General features: G+C 59.0%; 20 protein-coding genes. 10 read left to right on the top strand and 10 right to left on the bottom strand.

Translation table 11 applies throughout. The annotated features are described in order from the left end of the window. Positions 1 to 115 precede the first annotated feature (115 nt). Together KOL70_RS09705 and narQ are read right to left on the bottom strand one after the other, a co-directional pair. Positions 116 to 748, bottom strand: a complete 633-nt coding sequence (locus tag KOL70_RS09705; RefSeq protein ID WP_058758331.1) for a response regulator — start codon at positions 746 to 748, stop codon at positions 116 to 118. 41 nt (positions 749 to 789) lie between these two features. Next, entirely contained in the window at positions 790 to 2478 is a 1689-nt protein-coding gene (gene narQ / locus KOL70_RS09700; RefSeq protein WP_215480582.1) for a nitrate/nitrite two-component system sensor histidine kinase NarQ, read from the bottom strand. Between the two features lie 239 nt (positions 2479 to 2717). On the opposite strand from narQ, the gene KOL70_RS09695 reads away from it, so the two are divergent. From KOL70_RS09695 to nudK, 8 genes are all read left to right on the top strand, one after another. Next, positions 2718 to 2990 (top strand): DUF1471 domain-containing protein, encoded by a 273-nt coding sequence (locus KOL70_RS09695; RefSeq protein WP_058770823.1) that lies wholly within the window; start codon positions 2718 to 2720, stop codon positions 2988 to 2990. A 290-nt stretch (positions 2991 to 3280) separates the two neighbouring features. Beyond that, positions 3281 to 4783 carry an L-asparagine permease gene (ansP, locus tag KOL70_RS09690; protein WP_215480581.1) on the top strand — a complete coding sequence of 501 codons (1503 nt, stop codon included), beginning with the start codon at positions 3281 to 3283 and terminating at the stop codon, positions 4781 to 4783. A 163-nt stretch (positions 4784 to 4946) separates the two neighbouring features. Continuing rightward, positions 4947 to 5417 (top strand): ferredoxin-type protein NapF, encoded by a 471-nt coding sequence (napF, locus tag KOL70_RS09685; RefSeq protein WP_021508050.1) that lies wholly within the window; start codon positions 4947 to 4949, stop codon positions 5415 to 5417. Further along, positions 5407 to 5685 (top strand): chaperone NapD, encoded by a 279-nt coding sequence (locus tag KOL70_RS09680; RefSeq protein WP_021508051.1) that lies wholly within the window; start codon positions 5407 to 5409, stop codon positions 5683 to 5685. Before napF ends, KOL70_RS09680 begins: the two co-directional genes overlap by 11 nt. Continuing rightward, positions 5682 to 8168, top strand: coding sequence for a nitrate reductase catalytic subunit NapA (napA, locus tag KOL70_RS09675; protein ID WP_059011691.1), 2487 nt, complete (start codon positions 5682 to 5684; stop codon positions 8166 to 8168). Before KOL70_RS09680 ends, napA begins: the two co-directional genes overlap by 4 nt. Before the next feature lie 11 nt (positions 8169 to 8179). Continuing rightward, positions 8180 to 8611: a nitrate reductase cytochrome c-type subunit gene (napB, locus tag KOL70_RS09670; RefSeq protein ID WP_021508053.1), complete on the top strand. Its 432-nt coding sequence runs from the start codon at positions 8180 to 8182 to the stop codon at positions 8609 to 8611. A 7-nt stretch (positions 8612 to 8618) separates the two neighbouring features. Further along, complete coding sequence (gene napC / locus KOL70_RS09665; protein ID WP_058758337.1) at positions 8619 to 9203, top strand: cytochrome c-type protein NapC; 585 nt, start codon at positions 8619 to 8621, stop codon at positions 9201 to 9203. A gap of 417 nt (positions 9204 to 9620) precedes the next feature. Beyond that, entirely contained in the window at positions 9621 to 10199 is a 579-nt protein-coding gene (gene nudK / locus KOL70_RS09660; RefSeq protein WP_021508055.1) for a GDP-mannose pyrophosphatase NudK, read from the top strand. 71 nt (positions 10200 to 10270) lie between these two features. Here nudK and rbsK read toward each other — a convergent pair whose 3' ends face one another. The 8 genes from rbsK to KOL70_RS09620 are packed head-to-tail and all read right to left on the bottom strand — an operon-like array spanning position 10271 to position 18209. Further along, complete coding sequence (gene rbsK, locus KOL70_RS09655) at positions 10271 to 11245, bottom strand: ribokinase (protein ID WP_215480580.1); 975 nt, start codon at positions 11243 to 11245, stop codon at positions 10271 to 10273. Beyond that, positions 11242 to 12138, bottom strand: coding sequence for an allose kinase (gene alsK, locus KOL70_RS09650; RefSeq protein ID WP_132464807.1), 897 nt, complete (start codon positions 12136 to 12138; stop codon positions 11242 to 11244). Before alsK ends, rbsK begins: the two co-directional genes overlap by 4 nt. After that, positions 12135 to 12827, bottom strand: a complete 693-nt coding sequence (alsE, locus tag KOL70_RS09645; protein ID WP_031279804.1) for a D-allulose 6-phosphate 3-epimerase — start codon at positions 12825 to 12827, stop codon at positions 12135 to 12137. The genes alsK and alsE overlap by 4 nt, the downstream gene beginning before the upstream one ends. Beyond that, complete coding sequence (locus tag KOL70_RS09640; protein WP_021508059.1) at positions 12827 to 13876, bottom strand: ABC transporter permease; 1050 nt, start codon at positions 13874 to 13876, stop codon at positions 12827 to 12829. The genes alsE and KOL70_RS09640 overlap by 1 nt, the downstream gene beginning before the upstream one ends. A 17-nt stretch (positions 13877 to 13893) precedes the next feature. Continuing rightward, entirely contained in the window at positions 13894 to 14883 is a 990-nt protein-coding gene (locus KOL70_RS09635; RefSeq protein WP_021508060.1) for an ABC transporter permease, read from the bottom strand. Then, a complete protein-coding gene (locus KOL70_RS09630) occupies positions 14876 to 16381 on the bottom strand; it encodes a sugar ABC transporter ATP-binding protein (protein WP_021508061.1) in 1506 nt (501 codons plus the stop codon). Before KOL70_RS09630 ends, KOL70_RS09635 begins: the two co-directional genes overlap by 8 nt. A 1-nt stretch (position 16382) precedes the next feature. After that, positions 16383 to 17366, bottom strand: coding sequence for a substrate-binding domain-containing protein (locus KOL70_RS09625; RefSeq protein ID WP_215480579.1), 984 nt, complete (start codon positions 17364 to 17366; stop codon positions 16383 to 16385). Between the two features lie 12 nt (positions 17367 to 17378). Beyond that, the gene (locus tag KOL70_RS09620) at positions 17379 to 18209 is read right to left on the bottom strand and encodes a DeoR/GlpR family DNA-binding transcription regulator (RefSeq protein ID WP_021508063.1); all 831 of its coding nucleotides are present in this window, start codon (positions 18207 to 18209) and stop codon (positions 17379 to 17381) included. 236 nt (positions 18210 to 18445) lie between these two features. On the opposite strand from KOL70_RS09620, the gene KOL70_RS23580 reads away from it, so the two are divergent. Continuing rightward, positions 18446 to 18850, top strand: a complete 405-nt coding sequence (locus KOL70_RS23580) for a hypothetical protein (RefSeq protein ID WP_254185836.1) — start codon at positions 18446 to 18448, stop codon at positions 18848 to 18850. Next, entirely contained in the window at positions 18771 to 19751 is a 981-nt protein-coding gene (locus tag KOL70_RS09615; RefSeq protein ID WP_254185859.1) for a DUF1176 domain-containing protein, read from the top strand. The genes KOL70_RS23580 and KOL70_RS09615 overlap by 80 nt, the downstream gene beginning before the upstream one ends. Positions 19752 to 19917: the final 166 nt, after the last annotated feature.

Below are 19917 nucleotides of genomic sequence, written 5' to 3'. Positions count from 1 at the left end.
GTGCAAGGGCGATCCTGAAAACTCCGGCTGCTGCTTACTGTACGCGGGGCAAATTAGGGAATCGTGGATAAATTATGGAGAAAGTGTAAAAGTCGCAGCAGCTTTATGTGCGCACTCACACATTGCGACTCTCCAGCCACAGCACCGTTGCCGCAACGCGGGAACGGACGTCGAGCTTACGCAGCAGGTTGCGGATGTGCACCTTTACCGTTTCTTCCGAAATATGCAGCGTGGCGGCAATCTCTTTGTTGGATAAGCCGCGCGCCACTTCCTGCAACACATCCAGCTCGCGCTCGGTCAGCTGTCTGAACGGATTAGCGCTGGGCTGGCGGGTCGCCAGATATTCTGCCACCACCTCGCTGAACACGTTCTCGCCCTGTGCGCCGCGCATTACCTGCGCCAGCAGCAGTTCCGGTTCGCTGTCTTTAAGCAGATAGCCATCGGCACCGGCATCCACCATGGCGTAAATATCGCTGCGCGCGTCGGACACTGTCAGTACCAGAATGCGTGCCGCGACGCCCTCGTGGCGCAGCGCTTTCAGCGTATCCAGCCCGGACATGCCCTTCATATTCAGATCGAGCAGAATCACATCCGGTGCCAGACGGCGCGCTTCGGCCAGTGCTTCGGTACCGTTATTCGCCTCAGCCACCACTTCCAGACGCGGTTCCAGCGCCAGCAACTGGCGGATACCGCGACGCATCAGCGGATGATCGTCAACGATCATAATAGACAGGGAAGGGTGAGCCATAGGTTCTCCAGAGTTTCAATCCATTTGCTAAGTGTAATGCGTTAAGCCAGCCGGTGCGCGGGGCGGGCGGGAAAACGCAGCGTGACGCAGGTGCCCTGCGCCTGCGGGGTAATCAGTAAGCTGCCGGCGAGACGCGTCGCGCGCTCGGCCATGATGGTCAGCCCGTAGTGGCCCGGCGGCTCTTCCACGCTGTTGATACCGCAACCGTCATCTTCGATGGTCAGCAGGTGCTCATCATCAGCGACACGCTGATAGCGAATCTGAATCTGCTGCGCCTGCGCGTGACGAATTGCATTGAGCAGCGCCTCGCGCGCAATCTGCAGCACGTGCACCTGCTGCTGGGCATCCAGCGTTTGCAGGCCAGGCTGATAGTCAAAGGTAATCGCCGCCTGCGACTGCTCCTGCAGCGGGGCGATCATCGCCTGCATCGCCTGCACTAAATCGGCCTGTTCAATGCTCAGGCGGAAGGTGGTGAGCAGCTCGCGCAGCTGCTGATAGGCCTCGGCCAGCGCGCGATCAAAATCGGCGATGATCGCCTGTGCCTGCGGCTGGCTGCTATCGACATTACGCCGCAGCAGCGTCAGCTGGATACGCAGAAAAGAGAGCGACTGCGCCAGCGAATCGTGCAGCTCGCGCGCAATGGTGGCGCGCTCTTCAATCAGCAGCATCTGCTGATACTGCTTCTGCGTCTGCCAGATCCACAGTGCACGCGCCAGCATGTTGGCCAGACTGTGCATCAGCTCATCGGCCGGCGGCGCGCGGCGGGTTTGCCAGCACAGTTCGCCGAGGCGCTGCTCCTCCTGCTGCAGCGGCAGCCGCTGCCAGCTGAGATCGTCGGCGGGCACGCCGGCCTGGAAGGCGATATCCTCGCTGGCGATTTGCAGCACCTCCAGCGCTTCCCGTCGCTGCACCAGCCGCAGCAGGCCCTGGAACAGCTCGGGATTGAGCGGGCTGCCGGTGAGAATCTGCGAGCTTTCATACAGCAGCGACAGCGTGCGGTTGGCCTGGGTTAAATCTTCGGTTTTATTGCGCACCGCGCACTCCAGCAGGCGATAGTGCGAATGCAGCCGCTCCGCCATGGTGGTAAACGCCTGCGCCAGCACGCCCAGCTCGTTGGGCTGATGCACGGAAAGCGGCGGAAAACTGAAGTTGGCCTGCTCGACGTATTGACTGGCGGTGACCAGCGAATCGAGCGGACGCACCACGTTGCGGCGAATAAAGCCAATGCTCCACAGCGCCAGCGCGACAATCGCCAGAAAGCCGAACAGGCTGCTGGCGGCCACCAGATGCATTTTCAGCTCGGCGTAGTGCTGCACCGCCAGCACGAAGCGGTCAATCTCACTGACGTAGCCCGCCACGCGCTGCTGGTACACCTGCGCCCGCGCCGGCTGCAGCGTCTCCTGCAGTACCGGCCAGCTGTCGCGCAGATAGCGGTAGCGGCTGCTGACTTCAATCGGCACCCACGGACGCTCCAGATGTTGCAGCGCCGGTGACTCCAGCGTCTGCTGATATTGCTGCATATGGTGCGCCAGCTGCTGCGGATCGCGCGTGCTGTCCCACGCCAGCCGGTAGATTTGCATGCGCAGCGAGCCGGCGACATTCACCGCTTCGGCATCGCGCAAACTGCTGGAGAGCGTCATCAGCGCCAGGCCGGTGGTTAACAGCGACAGCAGCACAATCGCGCTGAGCGCGCGGGCAATGGTGCGGGTAACGGGACGTTTCACTATCACAATAATAACCCTTACAAGAGCGGGGGATTATAAGTCAGCCGCAGCGCGGGTGCGAGCGCGAAATTGACACATCTGGTTACTTTTACCAGAGAAACTCACCACGTTTTACGTTTCCCTGGATTAGTCGCGTTTGGCTGGCGAAATATTGAACGCTTTTACCGCCCGCGCAGCCTGGTTTGCAATGGCTCGCCGATACTTTGACGCGTAACCCTTTTCCCGCACGACAACAGGAGCACCTCATGAAGACACGTTATGCCGTAATGACTGCTGCACTGCTTGCCAGCGCATCGTTTACTACCTTTGCCGCCTCGCCGTTGAGCGAGGCACAAACCCAGGACCTGCAAAGCAGCGGCACCGTTTCGGTGAGCGGCGTGCGCGGTTCGCTGGATGACGCCACCCGTCAGCTGTCGCAGAAAGCGGAAGAGATGGGCGCCAGCCACTATCGCGTCATCGGCATGCAGAATCCGGGCGATTCCAGCATGTGGAGCGGCAGCGCCGAGATTTACCGTTAATGCCCTTCATTATTCCCCTCTGGTAGTTTTTTCCTGTAGCCACCGATTACCGGCCACCCCACTGGCCGGTTTTTTTGTGCGTCGCGACGGATTATTACAAATCAACCCGTGCAGTCAGCCAGTATATTTTGCTTCGTTCATGCAGAACGGGTAGGATTCATCGCCGTAATTTCCCGGCTCGCCGCGCGGCATCGTTCCGCCGCTCAGGGGCCGGTTTTACCCCATTTCGCACTGCCCGGCGCAATCGATTGGTTACGCGGTGATTGATGGACAGGACAAACAGGAAAGCTATGAAATCTACTAAAAAAACGCCAGCCGAACAGCGTGCTGCGAGAAGGCGCTGGCTTAACTCTCACGACACGGGTTACCAAAAAGCAATGGGTAACCGTCAGGTACAAATGATCGCCATTGGCGGCGCTATCGGTACCGGTCTGTTCCTCGGTGCCGGCGCGCGTCTGCAGATGGCCGGTCCGGCACTGGCACTGGTGTATCTGGTGTGCGGTATCTTCTCCTTCTTTATTCTCCGTGCGTTGGGCGAGCTGGTGTTGCATCGCCCTTCCAGCGGCAGCTTTGTTTCGTACGCGCGTGAATTCCTCGGGGAAAAAGCGTCCTACGTCGCGGGCTGGATGTATTTCGTTAACTGGGCGATGACCGGTATCGTCGATATCACCGCGGTGGCGCTTTACATGCATTACTGGGGCGCGTTTGGTGATGTGCCGCAGTGGGTATTTGCGCTGGGCGCGCTGGCGATTGTCGGCACCATGAACATGATCGGCGTGAAATGGTTCGCCGAGATGGAATTCTGGTTCGCGCTGGTGAAAGTGCTGGCCATCGTGGTGTTCCTGATTGTCGGCGTGGTGTTCCTCGGCAGCGGTAAACCGCTGGACGGCAACACCACAGGCTTCCATCTGATCACCGACAACGGCGGGCTATTCCCGCACGGTCTGCTGCCGGCGCTGGTGCTGGTACAGGGCGTGGTGTTTGCCTTCGCCTCGATTGAGCTGGTGGGCACGGCGGCGGGCGAGTGTAAAGACCCGAAAACCATGCTGCCGAAAGCCATCAACAGCGTGATCTGGCGTATCGGCCTGTTCTATGTGGGTTCCGTGGTGCTGCTGGTACTGCTGCTGCCGTGGAACGCCTATCAGGCCGGACAAAGCCCGTTCGTCACCTTCTTCTCCAAACTGGGCGTGCCCTACATTGGCAGCGTGATGAACATCGTGGTGCTGAGCGCGGCGCTGTCGAGCCTGAACTCGGGCCTGTACTCTACCGGACGTATTCTGCGTTCAATGTCGATGGGCGGGTCGGCGCCGCAGTTCATGTCGAAGATGAGTAAGCAGCAGGTGCCGTACGCCGGTATCCTGGTGACCATCGGCGTGTACGTGATCGGCGTGGTGCTCAACTACTACGTTCCGTCGCAGGTGTTTGAGATCGTCCTGAACGTGGCGTCGCTGGGGATTATCTCCTCGTGGGCGTTCATCGTGGTGTGCCAGATGCGTCTGCGCAAAGCCATCAAAGAGGGCAAAGCGGAAGATGTCAGCTTCAAGCTGCCGTGGGCGCCGGTTACCTCGTGGCTGACGCTGCTGTTCCTGGTGAGCGTGCTGGTGCTGATGGCGTTTGACTACCCGAACGGCACTTACACCATTGCTTCAATTCCGCTGATTGCCGTGCTGCTGGTGCTCGGCTGGTTTGGCGTGCGTAAGCGCGTGCAGGCGGAAGCGATGAAAGAGCACGAGCATCATCATGACGATCAGGATGATGCGGCGCCTAAACTGGCGGAAGACAACGCGCGTTAATCGCAGCGATGCTCACCTGCGGGGGCCAGTCGGCCCCCGTTTTTATTGCAATTCTCCTTCTCTTGATCCCGCATCGGGAATTACACCTTTCGGGTGATATAGCCCTTCATAACCTCAGGTTATTTTACGCACCATCTCTACATCCCCGCATTGAGGTGAGCCGATGGCGCTGTCGCGACGTGAACTCTTTACCGGGCAGCGCGTCATGCCTGCCGGCGGTATCGCGTTGCCGTGGTGGCGGGGAGAGAGCGGCTGTGACGGCTGCGCCCGCTGCGTACAAGCCTGCGAGAGCGGCATTATCCGCATCGCCGCTGGCGAAGCGCCGCAGCTCGACTTTCTGCAGGGGGAATGCACCTTTTGCGCCGCCTGTGCCGACGTCTGCCCGCAGCCGCTGTTTCAGCCGCGCGACACTGAACCTTTTAGCCGGCGCATCCGCATCGACAGCCGCTGTATCGCTTTTCTTGGCGTTAACTGTCGCAGCTGCCAGGAGAGTTGTGAGCAGCAGGCGATCCGTTTTCGCCTGATGCCCAACGGCATCGGCCAGCCGGAAATCCTTCCGCAACACTGCACCGGCTGTGGCGCCTGTATCGCGCCGTGTCCGGTCTCAGCCACAGGACTGCATCATGACGAATAACGACAGCTGGCACGTATGCGGCCTGGTGATTCAGGCACGTCCGACCGCGATCGCGGCGGTGCGGCAGGCGCTACTGAACTTTGCCGATAGCGACATTGCGGCAGAAGATGCCGCACGCGGCACGCTGGCGCTAACGCTGGGCGCGGCCGACAGCGCCACGCTGCTGAGCAACATTGAAGCCACCCGCAACATCCCGGATGTGCTGGCGGTATCGCTGGTTTATCACCAGCAAGACGAAATTGAAGAACCCTGTAAGGAAGCATCATGAACCTGAGTCGTCGTGATTTTATGAAGGCCAATGCGGCGGCTGCTGCTGCAACGGCTGCCGGTCTCACCATTCCGACCGTGACCAAAGCGGCCACCAGCCTGGCTGAGCCGATTCGCTGGGAAAAAGCGCCGTGCCGGTTTTGCGGCACCGGCTGTGGCGTGCTGGTCGGCACGCAGAATGGCCGCGTGGTCGCCTCGCAGGGCGATCCGCAGGCGGAGGTTAATCGCGGTCTGAACTGCATCAAAGGCTACTTCCTGCCGAAGATCATGTACGGCAAAGATCGTCTGACCCAGCCGCTGCTGCGCATGACCGACGGCAAATTTGATAAGAACGGCGAGTTCACCCCGGTAAGCTGGGATCAGGCGTTCGACATCATGGAAGCGAAGTTTAAGGCGGCGCTGAAAGCCAACGGCCCGGAATCGGTCGGCATGTTTGGCTCCGGCCAGTGGACCGTGTGGGAAGGTTACGCCGCATCAAAGCTGATGAAAGCCGGCTTCCGCACCAACAACCTCGATCCGAACGCGCGCCACTGCATGGCGTCTGCGGTGGTGGGCTTTATGCGCACCTTCGGCATGGACGAACCGATGGGCTGTTACGATGACATTGAGCAGGCCGATGCGTTTGTGCTGTGGGGATCGAACATGGCCGAGATGCACCCGATTCTCTGGTCACGCCTGACCGCGCGTCGTCTCAGCAATGACAACGTCAAAGTGGCGGTGCTGTCGACCTATCGCCACCGCAGCTTCGAGCTGGCCGATAACGCCATCGTCTTCACGCCGCAGAGCGATCTGGCGATCCTCAACTTCATCGCTAACTACATCATTCAGAACAACAAAGTCGATAAAACCTTCCTGCAGAATCACGTCACGCTGCGTAAAGGCGTGACTGATATCGGCTACGGTTTGCGCCCGACCAATCCGCTGCAGGCGGCGGCGAAAAATCCGGACAACGGCGAGTCGACGCCGATCAGCTTCGATGAGTATGCGCAATTTGTCGCGGAATACACGGTGGAAAAAGCCAGCGCCATGAGCGGCGTGGAACAGGATCAGCTGATCGCGCTGGCGGAGCTGTACGCCGATCCGAACGTCAAGGTGGTCTCTTACTGGACCATGGGCTTTAACCAGCATACGCGCGGCGTGTGGGCGAACAACCTGTGCTACAACATCCACCTGCTGACCGGCAAGATTTCCCGTCCGGGCACCGGACCGTTCTCGCTCACCGGCCAGCCATCGGCCTGTGGCACCGCGCGTGAAGTGGGCACGTTTGCGCACCGTCTGCCAGCCGACATGGTGGTGAACAATGACAAACACCGCGCTTTAGCTGAAAAACTGTGGAAGCTGCCGCAGGGCACGGTGCCAGCCAAAGTCGGTCTGCACGCCGTGGCGCAGGATCGCGCGCTGAAAGACGGCAAGCTGAATGCCTACTGGGTGATGTGTAACAACAACATGCAGGCCGGGCCGAACCTGACGCAGGAGCGCATGCCGGGCTGGCGCGATGCACGCAACTTTGTGGTGGTATCCGACCCGTATCCGACCGTCAGCGCCCTGTCTGCCGACCTGATTCTGCCAACGGCGATGTGGGTAGAGAAAGAGGGCGCCTACGGCAACGCCGAGCGCCGTACCCAGTTCTGGCATCAGCAGGTGAAAGCGCCGGGCGAGGCGAAATCGGATCTGTGGCAGCTGGTGACCTTTGCCAAACGCTTCCGCGTTGAGGACGTGTGGCCAGAGGCGCTGATTGCTCAGCAGCCTGAGCTGAAAGGCAAAACCCTGTACGACGTGCTGTATGCCAACGGCCAGGTGAATCAGTTCCCGCTGAGCGAAGTGGCCGACGATCGCCTCAACGATGAAGCGCGTGAGTTCGGCTTCTATATTCAGAAAGGCCTGTTCGAGGAGTATGCCAGCTTTGGCCGCGGCCACGGTCACGATCTCGCACCGTTCGATACTTATCACGAGGCGCGCGGTCTGCGCTGGCCGGTAGTGGACGGCAAAGAGACGCGCTGGCGCTATCGTGAAGGTTTCGACAGCTACGTGAAAGCCGGTGAGGGGGTACGTTTTTACGGTAAGCCGGACGGCAAAGCCACCATTTTTGCCCTGCCGTACGAGCCGCCAGCGGAAGCGCCGGATGCCGAATATGACCTGTGGTTCTGCACCGGTCGCGTGCTGGAGCACTGGCACACTGGCACCATGACGCGCCGCGTGCCGGAACTGCACCGCGCGGTGCCGCAGGCGCTGCTGTATATCCATCCGCTGGACGCCAAAGATCGCGGCTTCCGTCGCGGTGAGAAGGTGCGCGTGGTATCGCGTCGTGGCGAAACCCTCGCCACCGTGGAAACGCGCGGGCGTAATCAGCCGCCGCAGGGGCTGGTATTTATGCCGTTCTTCGATGCCGGCGTGCTGGCCAACAACATCACGCTGGACGCCACCGATCCGCTGTCGAAGCAGACCGATTACAAAAAATGCGCCGTTAAGCTGGTGAAAATCTGAGGCAGGATGCAATGAAACCTTTTATCACTCTTGTAACCGCCGCCGCCCTGATGCTGGGCGGCGTGGTGTACGCTAATAACGGCGTCGATCTCAATCAGTCACCGGAAGTGACGGCAACGCAGCAGGGCACCATTCATCAGCCCAAAGAGCAGAGCCGCAAGCCGCTGAACTATGTTAATCAGCCGCCGGTGATCCCGCACAGCGTGGAGGGCTACCAGGTGACGAAGAACGTGAACCGCTGCCTGCAGTGTCACGGCACCCAGAGCTATCTGACCACCGGCGCGCCGCGCGTCAGTCCGACGCACTTTACCGACCGCGACGGCGTGGTGAGCAGCACGGTATCGCCGCGTCGCTACTTCTGCCTGCAGTGTCACGTGCCGCAGACCGATGCTAAACCGGTGGTGGAAAACACCTTTAAGCCGGCTGACGGCTTTGGGCAGTGAGGTGACGATGAAACAGAAACTTTTACGTATCTGGCGCTGGTGGCGACGCCCCAGCCGTCTGGCGCTCGGCACGCTGCTGATTCTTGGTTTTGCTGGCGGCATCATCTTCTGGGGTGGTTTTAACACCGCGATGGAGATGACCAACCGCGAGCAGTTCTGTATTGGCTGTCACGAAATGCGCAACAACGTCTATCAGGAATATATGCAGACGGTGCACTACAACAACCGCAGCGGCGTGCGCGCCACCTGCCCGGATTGTCACGTGCCGCACGAGTGGGGGCCGAAGATGATTCGTAAGATCCAGGCGAGTAAAGAGGTGTACGCCAAGATCTTTGGCCTGATTGATACGCCGCAGAAGTTTGAAGAGACGCGTATCGAGCTGGCGCAGAACGAGTGGCGCCGGATGAAGAACAACAATTCGCAGGAGTGTCGTAACTGTCACAACTTCGACTACATGGACTTCACCGCGCAGAAAACGGTCGCCGCCAAAATGCACAGCAAAGCGGTGCAGGACGGACAGACCTGTATCGACTGCCACAAAGGCATTGCCCACCATCTGCCGGATATGAAAGACCAGCCAAACGGTTTTTAATAATGGCCCTGGCCGCGCCTGCCGGTGCGGTATCAGGGTTTTCGTGCCGACCGGTTGATACCGCCGCAAACCACACAACATCGTAGCGGCGCGATTTATCGCGCTAAGTTAATCACTGCACAGCTGCCCGGATGCGCAATGAATGGCGCCTCTACGATTCGTGCGGCATTTTATTTCTGCACCCTCATCCTTCGCATATTGTAGCGGCGCGATTTATCGCGCTAAGTTAATCACTGCACCGCCGCCCGGATGCTCAATGATGGCGCCGCTACGACACGTATCATGAGCGTTGAAGAGGCGTAATGCTCAACTGACAGCCTCACGCCATCGCGGGCAACCTGCTCCACAATTCAGATAGTTTTCCCTGCGGCTTCGGCCTATTATCTCAGGCTCCCTCAGCTACGCAGTGGAGCGGCTATGTCGTTAAAGATCAACATCATCAAAGATAAGTTGCTGTCTGATAATTATTTCATTCTGCGCAACTACACCTACGAACTCACCCGCAGCAACGGCGACGTGGTACGTCACAAACGTGAAGTCTACGATCGCGGCAACGGCGCCACCATCCTGCTCTACAACCGTGAAAAAAACAGCGTGGTGCTGATTCGTCAGTTCCGCATCGCGACCTATGTTAATGACAACGCCAGCGGTGAGCTGATTGAAACCTGCGCCGGACTGCTGGATAACGACACGCCGGAAGATTGCATCCGTAAAGAAGCGGTGGAAGAGACCGGCTATCAGGTCGGCAAGGTCGAAAAGCTGTTTGAGGCCTACATGTCGCCGGGCGGCGTAACGGAATTGCTGCACTTTTTCGCCGCTGAATACAGCGATGCGCAGCGCGCTAACGACGGCGGTGGCGTGGAAGATGAAGAGATCACCGTACTCGAGCTGCCGTTTCCTCAGGCGCTGGCGATGGTGAAAGAGGGGCGCATTCGCGACGGCAAAACCATTATGTTACTGCACTATGCGCAGCTGATGGGCTGGTTGCAGGCATAACCGCGGCGGTAATTCACAGGGCCGGCACGAATGCCGACTCTGCCGATGCCGGGGCGCAATGCATTGCGCCACTATGCCATGTGCGTTGTTTCCGGGGCATTTAACGGCGTCACTTCACACTCCGGATGGGCCTGCATGCGCGCCAGCGCTTCGGCGTAGGAGGGCATAGAATTGGCCGCGCCGGAACGCTCGACGCACAGCGAGGCAAACGCCGCTGCAAACAGCGCCGCCTGCGGTAACGCATCGCCGGACGCCAGGCGCGCCGCCAGCGCCCCGTTGAAGGCATCGCCGGCGCCAGTGGTGTCGAGCGGCTGGGCAGGAAACAGCGGAATACGCAGCTGCTGCTCCGCGCTGGAAAGCAGTGCGCCCGCGGTGCCAAGCGTAATAATCACCTGACGCGAGCCCTTACGGTGCAGCACTTCGGCGGCGCGCTGCGCGCTGGCAAAATCGGTCACTTTTATCCCGCTCAGCTGCATCGCTTCGGTGCTGTTGGGCGTTAACAGATCCACCTTAGCCAGCAGCGCATCGCTGACTTTCTGCCACGGTGCCGGATTCAGAATGACAAACGTGCCGCCGGCACGCGCGTTGTCGATCATGCGCTGAATGGCGCTGAGGTTGTTCTCCAGTTGCACCAGCAGAATATCGGCGGCAGCCACGGTGGGCTGACAGCGCGCCACTTCGGCCGCGGTCACGGTGGTATTTGCGCCGGGATAGACCGATATCATGTTCTCGGCATCATCGCCCGCCACGTAAATCAGCGCGTTGCCGGTGGGTTTCTCTTTACAGGTGAACAGCGTAATGGCGTCGAAACCGGTCTTCTCCAGATGGCGGCGGGCAAACGTGCCAAAATCGTCATTACCCACCTTGCCGATATAGTGCACGCGCGCCCCGGCGCGCAGCGCGGCGGTGGCCTGGTTGGCTCCTTTGCCGCCGGGCCCCATCATGCTGTTGTGCGCCGTGAGCGATTCGCCCGGCAGAGGGAAACGGTTCATCACCGCGACCACGTCGAGGTTGAACGAGCCAAACACACACACTTTTCCTTTCATTGCGCGCTCCTGAACAGCCGTTCTGCGGCCAGGCAGGCGCCGCGACAGCCGGTGTGATCGGTGGATTGACTGAAGATGATTTTCAAACCATCCCGCGTGGCCGGCGGCCGTAAATGCTGCTGAATCTGGCTGCGCAGCTGCGCCAGCGGGAAATCTGCCATCGCCAGCACGCCGCCGCCCAGAATCAGGTACTCCGGATCGAGAATGTTCATCTCGGTGGCGATCAGCTGTGCCAGCCGCTGCACAAACGCCTGCAGCGCCGGGTCAGAACCATGATGGGTAAACAGCGCCGACATCGGCGTTTGCGCCGCATTGGCCTGCGCCCAGTGGCTCAACCAGTGGCCGGAGGTCACGGTTTCCGCGCAGCCGTGGTTGCCGCACGGGCAGGGCAGCGCGTTACCGGCCACCGGCACGTGGCCGAGTTCACCAGCTCCGCCATGCTGACCATGGTAGAAGCGGCCGTTGATCCACAGGCTGTTGCCCATGCCGGTGCCAGGATACAGACCTACCGCATTTTCCGGCAGCTGCTCCAGCTGCATTAAATCCCACAGCATCAGATGGTTAACGTCTTTATCCATCGCCACCGGCACGCCCAGTCGTTCACTCAGCAGCGCCGCTACCGGCTGATGATCGAGCGCCTGAATGAACGGCAGGGAAATCACCTGCTGGCGATCGCGGCTGAGAATACCCGGCAGGCCGAGCATCACACCGCTGACTGGCTGCTGCTCCAGCGTTTCCGCAATCAGCTGCCCGAGTGCGGCCAGCGCATCGGGCTGTTGCGCCCAGCTGGCGGTGGGCACTTTACGAAAGCTGCTCCAGATGCGGCCTGACTCCATCAACTGCAGACGAGTGCCGGTGCCGCCAATGTCGATACCGAGCCAGCGTGTTGTCATGCCGACACCTGCGCCAGGCCCTGCGCTTCATCAATGCTCTCACGCATCATGTTCCACGCGGTGGCGAGATCTTCGTGAATGTTAAACAGGCCGGAGGTGCCAACAATCAGCACTTCGGCACCGGCACCGACCAGCGTGTTGTAGGTGCGCGTATTACAGGAACCGTCAATCTCAATCAGGTAGCGGTGGCCGTGCGCCTGTTTCAGCGCCTTCAGCTCCTGCACCTTCTGCACCATCTCCGGAATAAACGGCTGACCGGCATAGCCAGGATCCACCGTCATCACGGTGATTTTATCCAGCAGATGAATGTAATGATGGATAAAGGAGACCGGCGTGGCCGGGTTGAGCACCACGCCCACTTTTTTGCCGTAGCTGCGAATCAGGTTGATAACGCGGAACGCATCACGATTGATGGTTTCAGCGTGCGGGCAAATGTAATCGGCGCCGGCGTTGGCCACCGCTTCAATAAAGTCGGTCGGCTCTTCCACCATCAGATGCACATCGATCGCCACCTGGGTATGCGGGCGGATCTGCTCAATAAAGAACGGCGACAGGGTGATGTTTTTAACGTAGTGACCGTCCATGATGTCGATGTGCAGGAAGTCAGCGCGGGAGTCCAGCACGGCCAGCTGGTGCTTGATCTCCATCAGATTCATACACATCAACGACGGGGAGACTTGAATACGCATCATACTTCCTTTTTTTCGGTCAGAGGATTAAGCGCCGCGGCCAGCTTGCTGAGCCTGACGGCACGGTGATCGTTAAAGCGTGCTTTGAGTTGTTTGAAGGCCAGCACCACCACCAGCACGGCACCCCACATCGCCAGACTGACGTGCTGGCTGATGTTCATCAGGTTGAAGCCGGTGGAGAGCACCTGCAGCGCAATCAGCGCCAGCACCACGCCGGTCACGCGGCCAAAACCGCCGTTGGGATCGGTGCCGCCGAGAATGATGGCCAGTACGGTCAGCAGCAGGTAGGCATCGCCGTAACCCATGCGCGCCGAGTTAAAGCGCGCCATCATGATCAGGCCGGCCAGCACGCACAGCAGGCTGGAGATGACGTACACCAGCATCACCATACGGTGGGTATTGATGCCGCTGAACCAGGTGGCGTTGATGTTGCTGCCGCCCATGTAGATGCATTTGCCGGCGCGGGTTTTACCGAGGAACAGCGCCAGCAGCGCGGCGGCAACCAGGAATACCCACAGCGGCAGCGGCATGCCCAGCAGCGTGTCTGAGCCGAGCGACTGCACCACCGGCGGCATACCGCTCACCGCCGCACCTTTGGTCAGCCAGATGCCGATGCCGTTGAGCGTCATCATGGTGGCCAGCGTCACCAGAATCGGGTGTGCGCCGATGCGCGTTACCATCACGCCGGTGATTACGCCAATCACGGCGGCAATCACCATCGCGCCGACGATGGCGATAAACAGCCACAGCAGCTGCTGACCGGTACCGGCATCCGCGGGCAGGGCGCTCATCAGGGTCCAGGCGATGAACAGCGCCGTCAGGTTGGCGGTGGCGATGATGGCGAGATTCAGGCCGCCGCTGAGGATGGCGATAAACATCGCCAGCGTTAACAGGCCGAGCTCCGGCAGCTGAAACGCCATGCTCATAAAGGTCGAGTCGGTGAGAAAGCGGCCCGGCAGCATGACGCTGAAGGTGGCCAGCGCCAGCGCAATCAACAGCATCAGGCCGATGTTGGTGCCGTCCGGCCGCAGCGCAGAGAGAGATTTCATGGTGATGGCTCCTCCCGTCAGACGAAACTGACGTCGGTTTCTTTACGTTTTTTGTAGTGGGTGACGGCAATCGCCACCATAATCGTGCCGCCGACCACAATGTTCATGAAGTAGTTGGAGACGCCGATCAGGTTGAGGCCGTTTTTCAGGATGGCGATCAGGAATACGCCCATCAGCGTGCCGCTGACCGTGCCTTTGCCGCCCATCAGGCTGGCACCGCCCAGCACCGTCGCAGCCAGCACATCCAGCTCACCGCCGACCAGCGCGTTCGGCACTACTTCACCCATGCGGTACACCTGCACCAGCCCGCCAATCGCCGCCATCGCCCCGAGCCAGCCGTAGGCAAACACGTGAATCAATCCCACGCGGATGCCAATGCGCCGCGCCGATTCCGCATCGCCGCCCACCGCATACAGCTGACGGCCCAGATTGGTTTTGTTGAGCAGCAGCGCGGTGAGGGCGGCAATCACCAGCATGATCGCCAGCGGTAAGCCAATCTGAAAACTGTTGCCCTGTACGCTAAACGGCAGCACGCTGCGCAGGGTGATCCACCAGTCCGGCAGTGAGTAGAGGCTTTTGCCGCCGGTAACCCACATCAGCAGACCAAACAGCAGCGACTGCATGCTGATGGTGATGATGATCGACACCACGCGCAGCGAGGTGATCAGCAGGGCGTTGATCACGCCAAACAGCGTGCCGCAGACGATAGCCAGCAGAATGCTGAGCAGCGCGTTATCAAACTGGAACTGCACAAACAGCGAGGCGATCAGGTATTGCACCACTGACGCCACGGCGGCGAAGGAGATATCGATACCGCCGGTCACCAGCACCACAAACAGGCCGAGGGCGAAAATGCCGGTAACGGCATAGCTTTCCGCCAGATCCAGCAGGTTCTGCACCGTCAGGAACTGATCGCTGGCCAGCGAGAAGAACACCATGAAAGCCAGCAGCACCCAGGCGAGCCAGCCCTGGCTGGAGTGCGGACGTAAACGAGAGAAATCAGGCATTAATCACCTCCGCCAGCTGTTCCTGCGCCACGGTATCGGGTTGGTATTCGGCATGGATGGTGCCGTCGCGGAAGTGCAGAATGCGGTCGCAGTTGTACCAGACCTCCGGCACTTCGTCGGAAATCAGGATGATCGACAGTCCCTCTTTCGCCAGCTCGTGGATCAGCTGATAGATGCTGGCCTTGGCGCCGACATCCACGCCGACGGTCGGCGAGTCGAGGATCAGAATGCGCGGCTGGGTCAGCACCCATTTCGCCAGCACGATTTTTTGCTGGTTGCCGCCGGACAGGGTAGAGATCGCCAGGTTGGGATCGGCCACGCGCACGCCGAGCTGCTGAATCCACTGCAGGATCAGCTTGTTCTTGCGGTATTCGTCGATCAGGTGGAAACGGTTTTGCAGCTTATCGAGGATCGGCAGCACCATGTTGTCGGCCACCGACTGCTGCTGCACCAGGCCGAGCGTCAGACGATCTTCCGAAACGTAGCCGATGCCGGCTTTGATGGCGTCTTCGTGCCCGCGAAAACGCACCGGCTTGCTGTCGAGCCAGATTTTGCCGCTGTCCGGTTTGGTCATGCCAAACAGCGACAGCGCCAGTTCGGTGCGGCCGGAGCCGAGCAGGCCGCACAGGCCCAGCACTTCACCGGCGTAGAGTTTGAAATTGACGTCATGATACTGACCGGCGCGCGTCAGCTTCTCCACCTCGAGAATCGCCCGATCGGCGTTGCGCGTTGGCGCTTTTAACTGGTAGTCGAGCTTCAGGCCGGTCATCAGTTCGGTCAGGTGATGCGGCGTCATCTCTCTGGCTGGCCAGCAGCCCATCTTGCGGCCGTCGCGGATCACCGTCACGCGATCCGAAATCTCCAGCACTTCATCCAGCCGGTGACTGACAAACACCACGCAGATGTTTTTGTCTTTCAGATAGCGCACGGTACGCAGCAGCTGATTGACCTCGGTACGCGTCAGCGACGCGGTGGGTTCGTCCATGATCACCAGTCGTGCATCGGCCACCAGCGCGCGGCAAATCGCCACCTGCTGGCGCTGGGCAATCGACAGCGCGGCAACTTTCTCATTCAGATCAAGGTCAAACTTCAGCTCATCAATAATGCCGCGCGCGGTGTCACGCAGCCGGGCCTGACGGTGCCAGCCGAGCAACCCGTTGAGGTTATGCTCAAAGGCGATGTTCTCCGCCACGCTCAAATTGGGGAACAGCGACAGATCCTGGTAAATCACCTGGATACCGAAGTCGCGCGCCTGACGGGTGGTCAGACGCGGGAAACTCTGGCCGTCGCCGAGGGTGATGCGGCTGCCACTGTCCGGGGCGTGCACCCCGGAAATGACTTTAATTAAGGTGCTCTTGCCACAGCCGTTGGTGCCAGCGAGACAGTGCACTTCGCCGGCCAGCAGGGTCAGCGAGATATCGCTCAGTGCGCGGTTGCCACCAAATGTTTTCGACAGGTTGTCGAGCGCAATCAGCGTCTGTGGAGTGACCTCTTGCATGTTACAGCCCCATTTTCACCAGTTTTGGCAGGTTCTCTTTATCGAGACTTTCGGTGTTGTTACCGAGAATGGTGTGCGTCGCCTCATCCACCTTCACTTTGCCCAGCCCTTCAATGGTCATGCCGTCGGTGATCGGCTCTTTTTTCTCCATCATGTCGGCGATACGCACAAATACTTCACCGGCGGTCTGCGGATTCCAGATATAGCCGCCCTTGATAGCACCGCGCTGTACCAGCGACGCACCCTGGCCCGGGCTGAAGGCACCGATGACGCACACCTGATCGATCTTGTTGCGGTTCATGACCGCGCGGCCGGCGCCAATCGGTCCCTGAGAACCAAAGGCCATAATGCCTTTCAGATCCGGGTATTTAGACATCAGCTCGTTGGTGGTGCGGATGGAGTCATCCAGCGATTCGCCGACGCCGAACTTGTCGGTCACCAGCTGCATCTTCGGATAGTGCTGTTTCTGGTAGTTGAGCGCGGCGTCGGTCCACTCCTGATGCAATGGCACCGTCAGGCTGCCGACATACATGGCGTATTTGCCTTCTTCATGCATGCATTTCGCCAGTGCTTTCATATGGTTGATGCCGTGGGTCGTCGCATCGACCAGCTCGAAATCCCAGTTGGCGTCTTTCTGGCCGGGCGATTCGTGAGTAATCACCATGATCCCGGCTTCACGCGCGCGCTTAAGCACTGGCTCAAGCACTTTCGGGTCGTTTGGCACCACGCCGATGATATCGACCTTCTGCGCAATCAAATCTTCAATCGCGCGCACCTGCAGCGCCGGGTCAGCGGCGGTTGGCCCGACCATCCACGCGTCGATGCCGCGTTTTGCCGCTTCACTTTTGATGCCCGCTTCCATGGCGTTGAACCACGGAATACCGCCAATTTTTACCACGATGCCCATGCGGATTTTGTCAGCGGCCTGCGCGCCAGCGGCGGCAAACAGGGCAAGCAGAGAACAGGCGATAAGATGTTTTTTCATAAAGACTCCGGATTAATTTTTTATTAGCTGCATCGAATGGCTGCGTTGCGAGCAATCAATAATATTGACGCCGTTCCACGCCAGTTCTTGTTCCAGCTCTTTGTCTTTTAATTGGTCAGTGATGAGAAAATCCACATCGCGGTAATGACAAATACGCGCGAATGAGGGGCGCAGAAATTTACTGCCGTCCAGCAGCAGATGTTTTCTTTCTGCCGCTAACAACATTTGCTGTTTTAAATGTGCGTTGTTTTCGTTACCTTCGCGTAAATAACCGTCATTGCCCAAACTGCTGCAGGAAAAAAAGATCTTATTGATCTGAAATTCCCGTAGCGGCTGCTCTGCGACGACGCCGTGGAAATCTTCATAACGGTCAGAATATTCTCCACCCAGGCAGATGGTGCGGATACTGCCGCGCGCTGCAAGGGTCTGGACGATTCTGATAGAATTGGTTAACACCGTTAATTCAATATCCGGTAGCTGTCGTGCCAGATACCAGCAGGTGGTACTACTGTCGAGTAATAAACAATCACCGGGGCTGATAAAATCGAGTGCCCGTTTGGCTATCGCCATCTTGGCCTCGACGTTTTCATTCATGCGCTGGCGAAAAGATAATTCATACTCGTTAATACCGCGTGTATTTCCCTGAATGTTGGCGGCCTGTCGTTTGGCTGGTACTGCACCACCGTGACTGCGCTGTAATACGCCACGTTTCTCCAGCTGCGTTAAATCACGGCGAATGGTTTCCTGCGAAACCTGACACAGCGTGACTAATTCAGCGACAATGACCCGACCATTTAAATTAAGCTCGTCAATAATTCGCTGCTGTCTTTCAATCGGCAACATGACTTCCCTCCGATGGCTATAAATTACTGGATGCCGGAACAGGAAAATGTGGACTGGGCACGAGTCCGCAGCGCTCAAAAGGTCCGGCAACGTTAGGGTGATTTGTATTAAGGTTTTTATGTAAATGAGATCTCTTTATTTCAAATTTGAGTGATCGCATTCACATAAATGCGCGTTATTACGCGCGGGAATGGAAGAGACCGCGCACCGCAGTGACGCCGTGCCCGCACCATAGCATGACCGCTTATGACCGTTTGTGTGTATTTGACCGTTTTGTGAAGGGGGTAAAAATTGTCCGACGAATCCGATTGAGCAGAAATCAGCCGCACCGGATGATGGAGCTGTTGCGCTATTCCACACAGATCGCCGATAAGGCGACGGCTTTTTCAGCAGTTAACTTCGCTTTTCAGGCCACTTCACAGTTTCGGCCTGATGACCGCGCATGCATTGCGCTATCATTTTCTTTCCAGGAATCGGGGATCGTTTTTTTTCATGTCGTATTGGATGAAGTCGCTGCTTTTATTGCCCTTTCTGCTGATCGCCAGCGTACAGGCCGAGCCGCTGCAAAAGTCGTTTTCCGACTGGCAGATCACCTGCAACAACGCGGCGTTCTGCGTGGCACGCAGTTTTCCTGGCGATAATGGCCTGGTGATGACGATTTCACGTCACGCCGGGGTCAACGATCGGCCACTGCTGCGCATTGATTACGGCAGCGCCTATAGCGGTGCATTGCCGGGCGCGGCGCTAAAAGACAACCTGCTGCTCGACCAGCGCCGCCTCAATCCGGACCTCAAACACTGGACGGTGGAGCCGCATCATCTGGCCACCAGCAACGCCATCGCCATCGACGAATTTCTCGCCCAGACGCTGGATGCCAGCAATTTACAGCTCACCTATAAAGCCAGCGCCAGTATTCCGCTGCGCGGTATGAAAGCGGCGCTGCTGCTGATGGATGACGTGCAGGGGCGGGTTAACGGTGCCAGCGCCTGGGTAAAGCGCGGTGATCGCGTGCAGTGGGATGTGCCACCGCCGCCCTCAATTCCGCAGCTGCCGGCAGCGCTGCCCGCACCCGCGCCGCTGACGCAGCAGGAAACCACCGGCCTGATCGATTACGGAACCTGGCGCGTCAATACCGATAACTGCTCGCTCGATCCGCTGCGGCGGGAAGTCAGCGTTGCGCCACTCACCGACAGCAAAGCGCTGCTGCTGATAAGCTGCGAAACCGGGGCCTACAATGTGATCGATCTGGCGTTTGAAGTCACGCGCAGCCAGCCGTATGTATCGCGCGGCATCACGCTCAACCTGCCGTTTACCCCACCGTCGCGCACTGATAATCAGCTGGAGCTGATGAACGCCGAGTTCGATGCCAGTAACGGCCAGCTGTATACCTTCAGTAAAGGGCGCGGTCTGGGCGACTGCGGTGTGGCCACACGCTGGCAGTTTGATGGTAATGCTTTCGTACTGGCGGAGTATGCGGAGGAGAAGACTTGTGACGCCTGGCATAGTAGTGATGACTGGCCCACCCTCTGGGTCACTCAGTAATCCCCGTCATCCTTCGCACTGCAGGGGCGTTGGCTGCGGCTGTTCACCCCGGTCACTTACCTGAGTAAGCTCCCGGGGATGCCCATCCTTGCCGCCTTCCTGCAGCACGAATGATTTAGGGGAGGGGTCGCAGTAACTGCTCGTCATAACTCACGCTTTGGCTACG

The sequence above is a fragment of the Pantoea sp. B270 genome, from assembly GCF_018726825.1.
Lineage (GTDB): Bacteria > Pseudomonadota > Gammaproteobacteria > Enterobacterales > Enterobacteriaceae > Pantoea > Pantoea dispersa.
The sequence above is the reverse complement of the archived record's forward strand: the minus strand, read 5'-3'. Positions and strand labels throughout refer to the sequence as shown.

Bases quoted from the DNA above. Each gene is read 5' to 3' on its own strand.
- KOL70_RS09705 (WP_058758331.1), bottom strand. From the start codon at position 748: ATGGCTCACCCTTCCCTGTCTATTATGATCGTTGACGATCATCCGCTG.
- KOL70_RS09695 (WP_058770823.1), top strand. From the start codon at position 2,718: ATGAAGACACGTTATGCCGTAATGACTGCTGCACTGCTTGCCAGCGCA.
- ansP (WP_215480581.1), top strand. From the start codon at position 3,281: ATGAAATCTACTAAAAAAACGCCAGCCGAACAGCGTGCTGCGAGAAGG.
- napF (WP_021508050.1), top strand. From the start codon at position 4,947: ATGGCGCTGTCGCGACGTGAACTCTTTACCGGGCAGCGCGTCATGCCT.
- KOL70_RS09680 (WP_021508051.1), top strand. From the start codon at position 5,407: ATGACGAATAACGACAGCTGGCACGTATGCGGCCTGGTGATTCAGGCA.
- napA (WP_059011691.1), top strand. From the start codon at position 5,682: ATGAACCTGAGTCGTCGTGATTTTATGAAGGCCAATGCGGCGGCTGCT.
- napB (WP_021508053.1), top strand. From the start codon at position 8,180: ATGAAACCTTTTATCACTCTTGTAACCGCCGCCGCCCTGATGCTGGGC.
- napC (WP_058758337.1), top strand. From the start codon at position 8,619: ATGAAACAGAAACTTTTACGTATCTGGCGCTGGTGGCGACGCCCCAGC.
- nudK (WP_021508055.1), top strand. From the start codon at position 9,621: ATGTCGTTAAAGATCAACATCATCAAAGATAAGTTGCTGTCTGATAAT.
- rbsK (WP_215480580.1), bottom strand. From the start codon at position 11,245: ATGAAAGGAAAAGTGTGTGTGTTTGGCTCGTTCAACCTCGACGTGGTC.
- alsK (WP_132464807.1), bottom strand. From the start codon at position 12,138: ATGACAACACGCTGGCTCGGTATCGACATTGGCGGCACCGGCACTCGT.
- alsE (WP_031279804.1), bottom strand. From the start codon at position 12,827: ATGCGTATTCAAGTCTCCCCGTCGTTGATGTGTATGAATCTGATGGAG.
- KOL70_RS09640 (WP_021508059.1), bottom strand. From the start codon at position 13,876: ATGAAATCTCTCTCTGCGCTGCGGCCGGACGGCACCAACATCGGCCTG.
- KOL70_RS09635 (WP_021508060.1), bottom strand. From the start codon at position 14,883: ATGCCTGATTTCTCTCGTTTACGTCCGCACTCCAGCCAGGGCTGGCTC.
- KOL70_RS09630 (WP_021508061.1), bottom strand. From the start codon at position 16,381: ATGCAAGAGGTCACTCCACAGACGCTGATTGCGCTCGACAACCTGTCG.
- KOL70_RS09625 (WP_215480579.1), bottom strand. From the start codon at position 17,366: ATGAAAAAACATCTTATCGCCTGTTCTCTGCTTGCCCTGTTTGCCGCC.
- KOL70_RS09620 (WP_021508063.1), bottom strand. From the start codon at position 18,209: ATGTTGCCGATTGAAAGACAGCAGCGAATTATTGACGAGCTTAATTTA.
- KOL70_RS23580 (WP_254185836.1), top strand. From the start codon at position 18,446: ATGACCGCTTATGACCGTTTGTGTGTATTTGACCGTTTTGTGAAGGGG.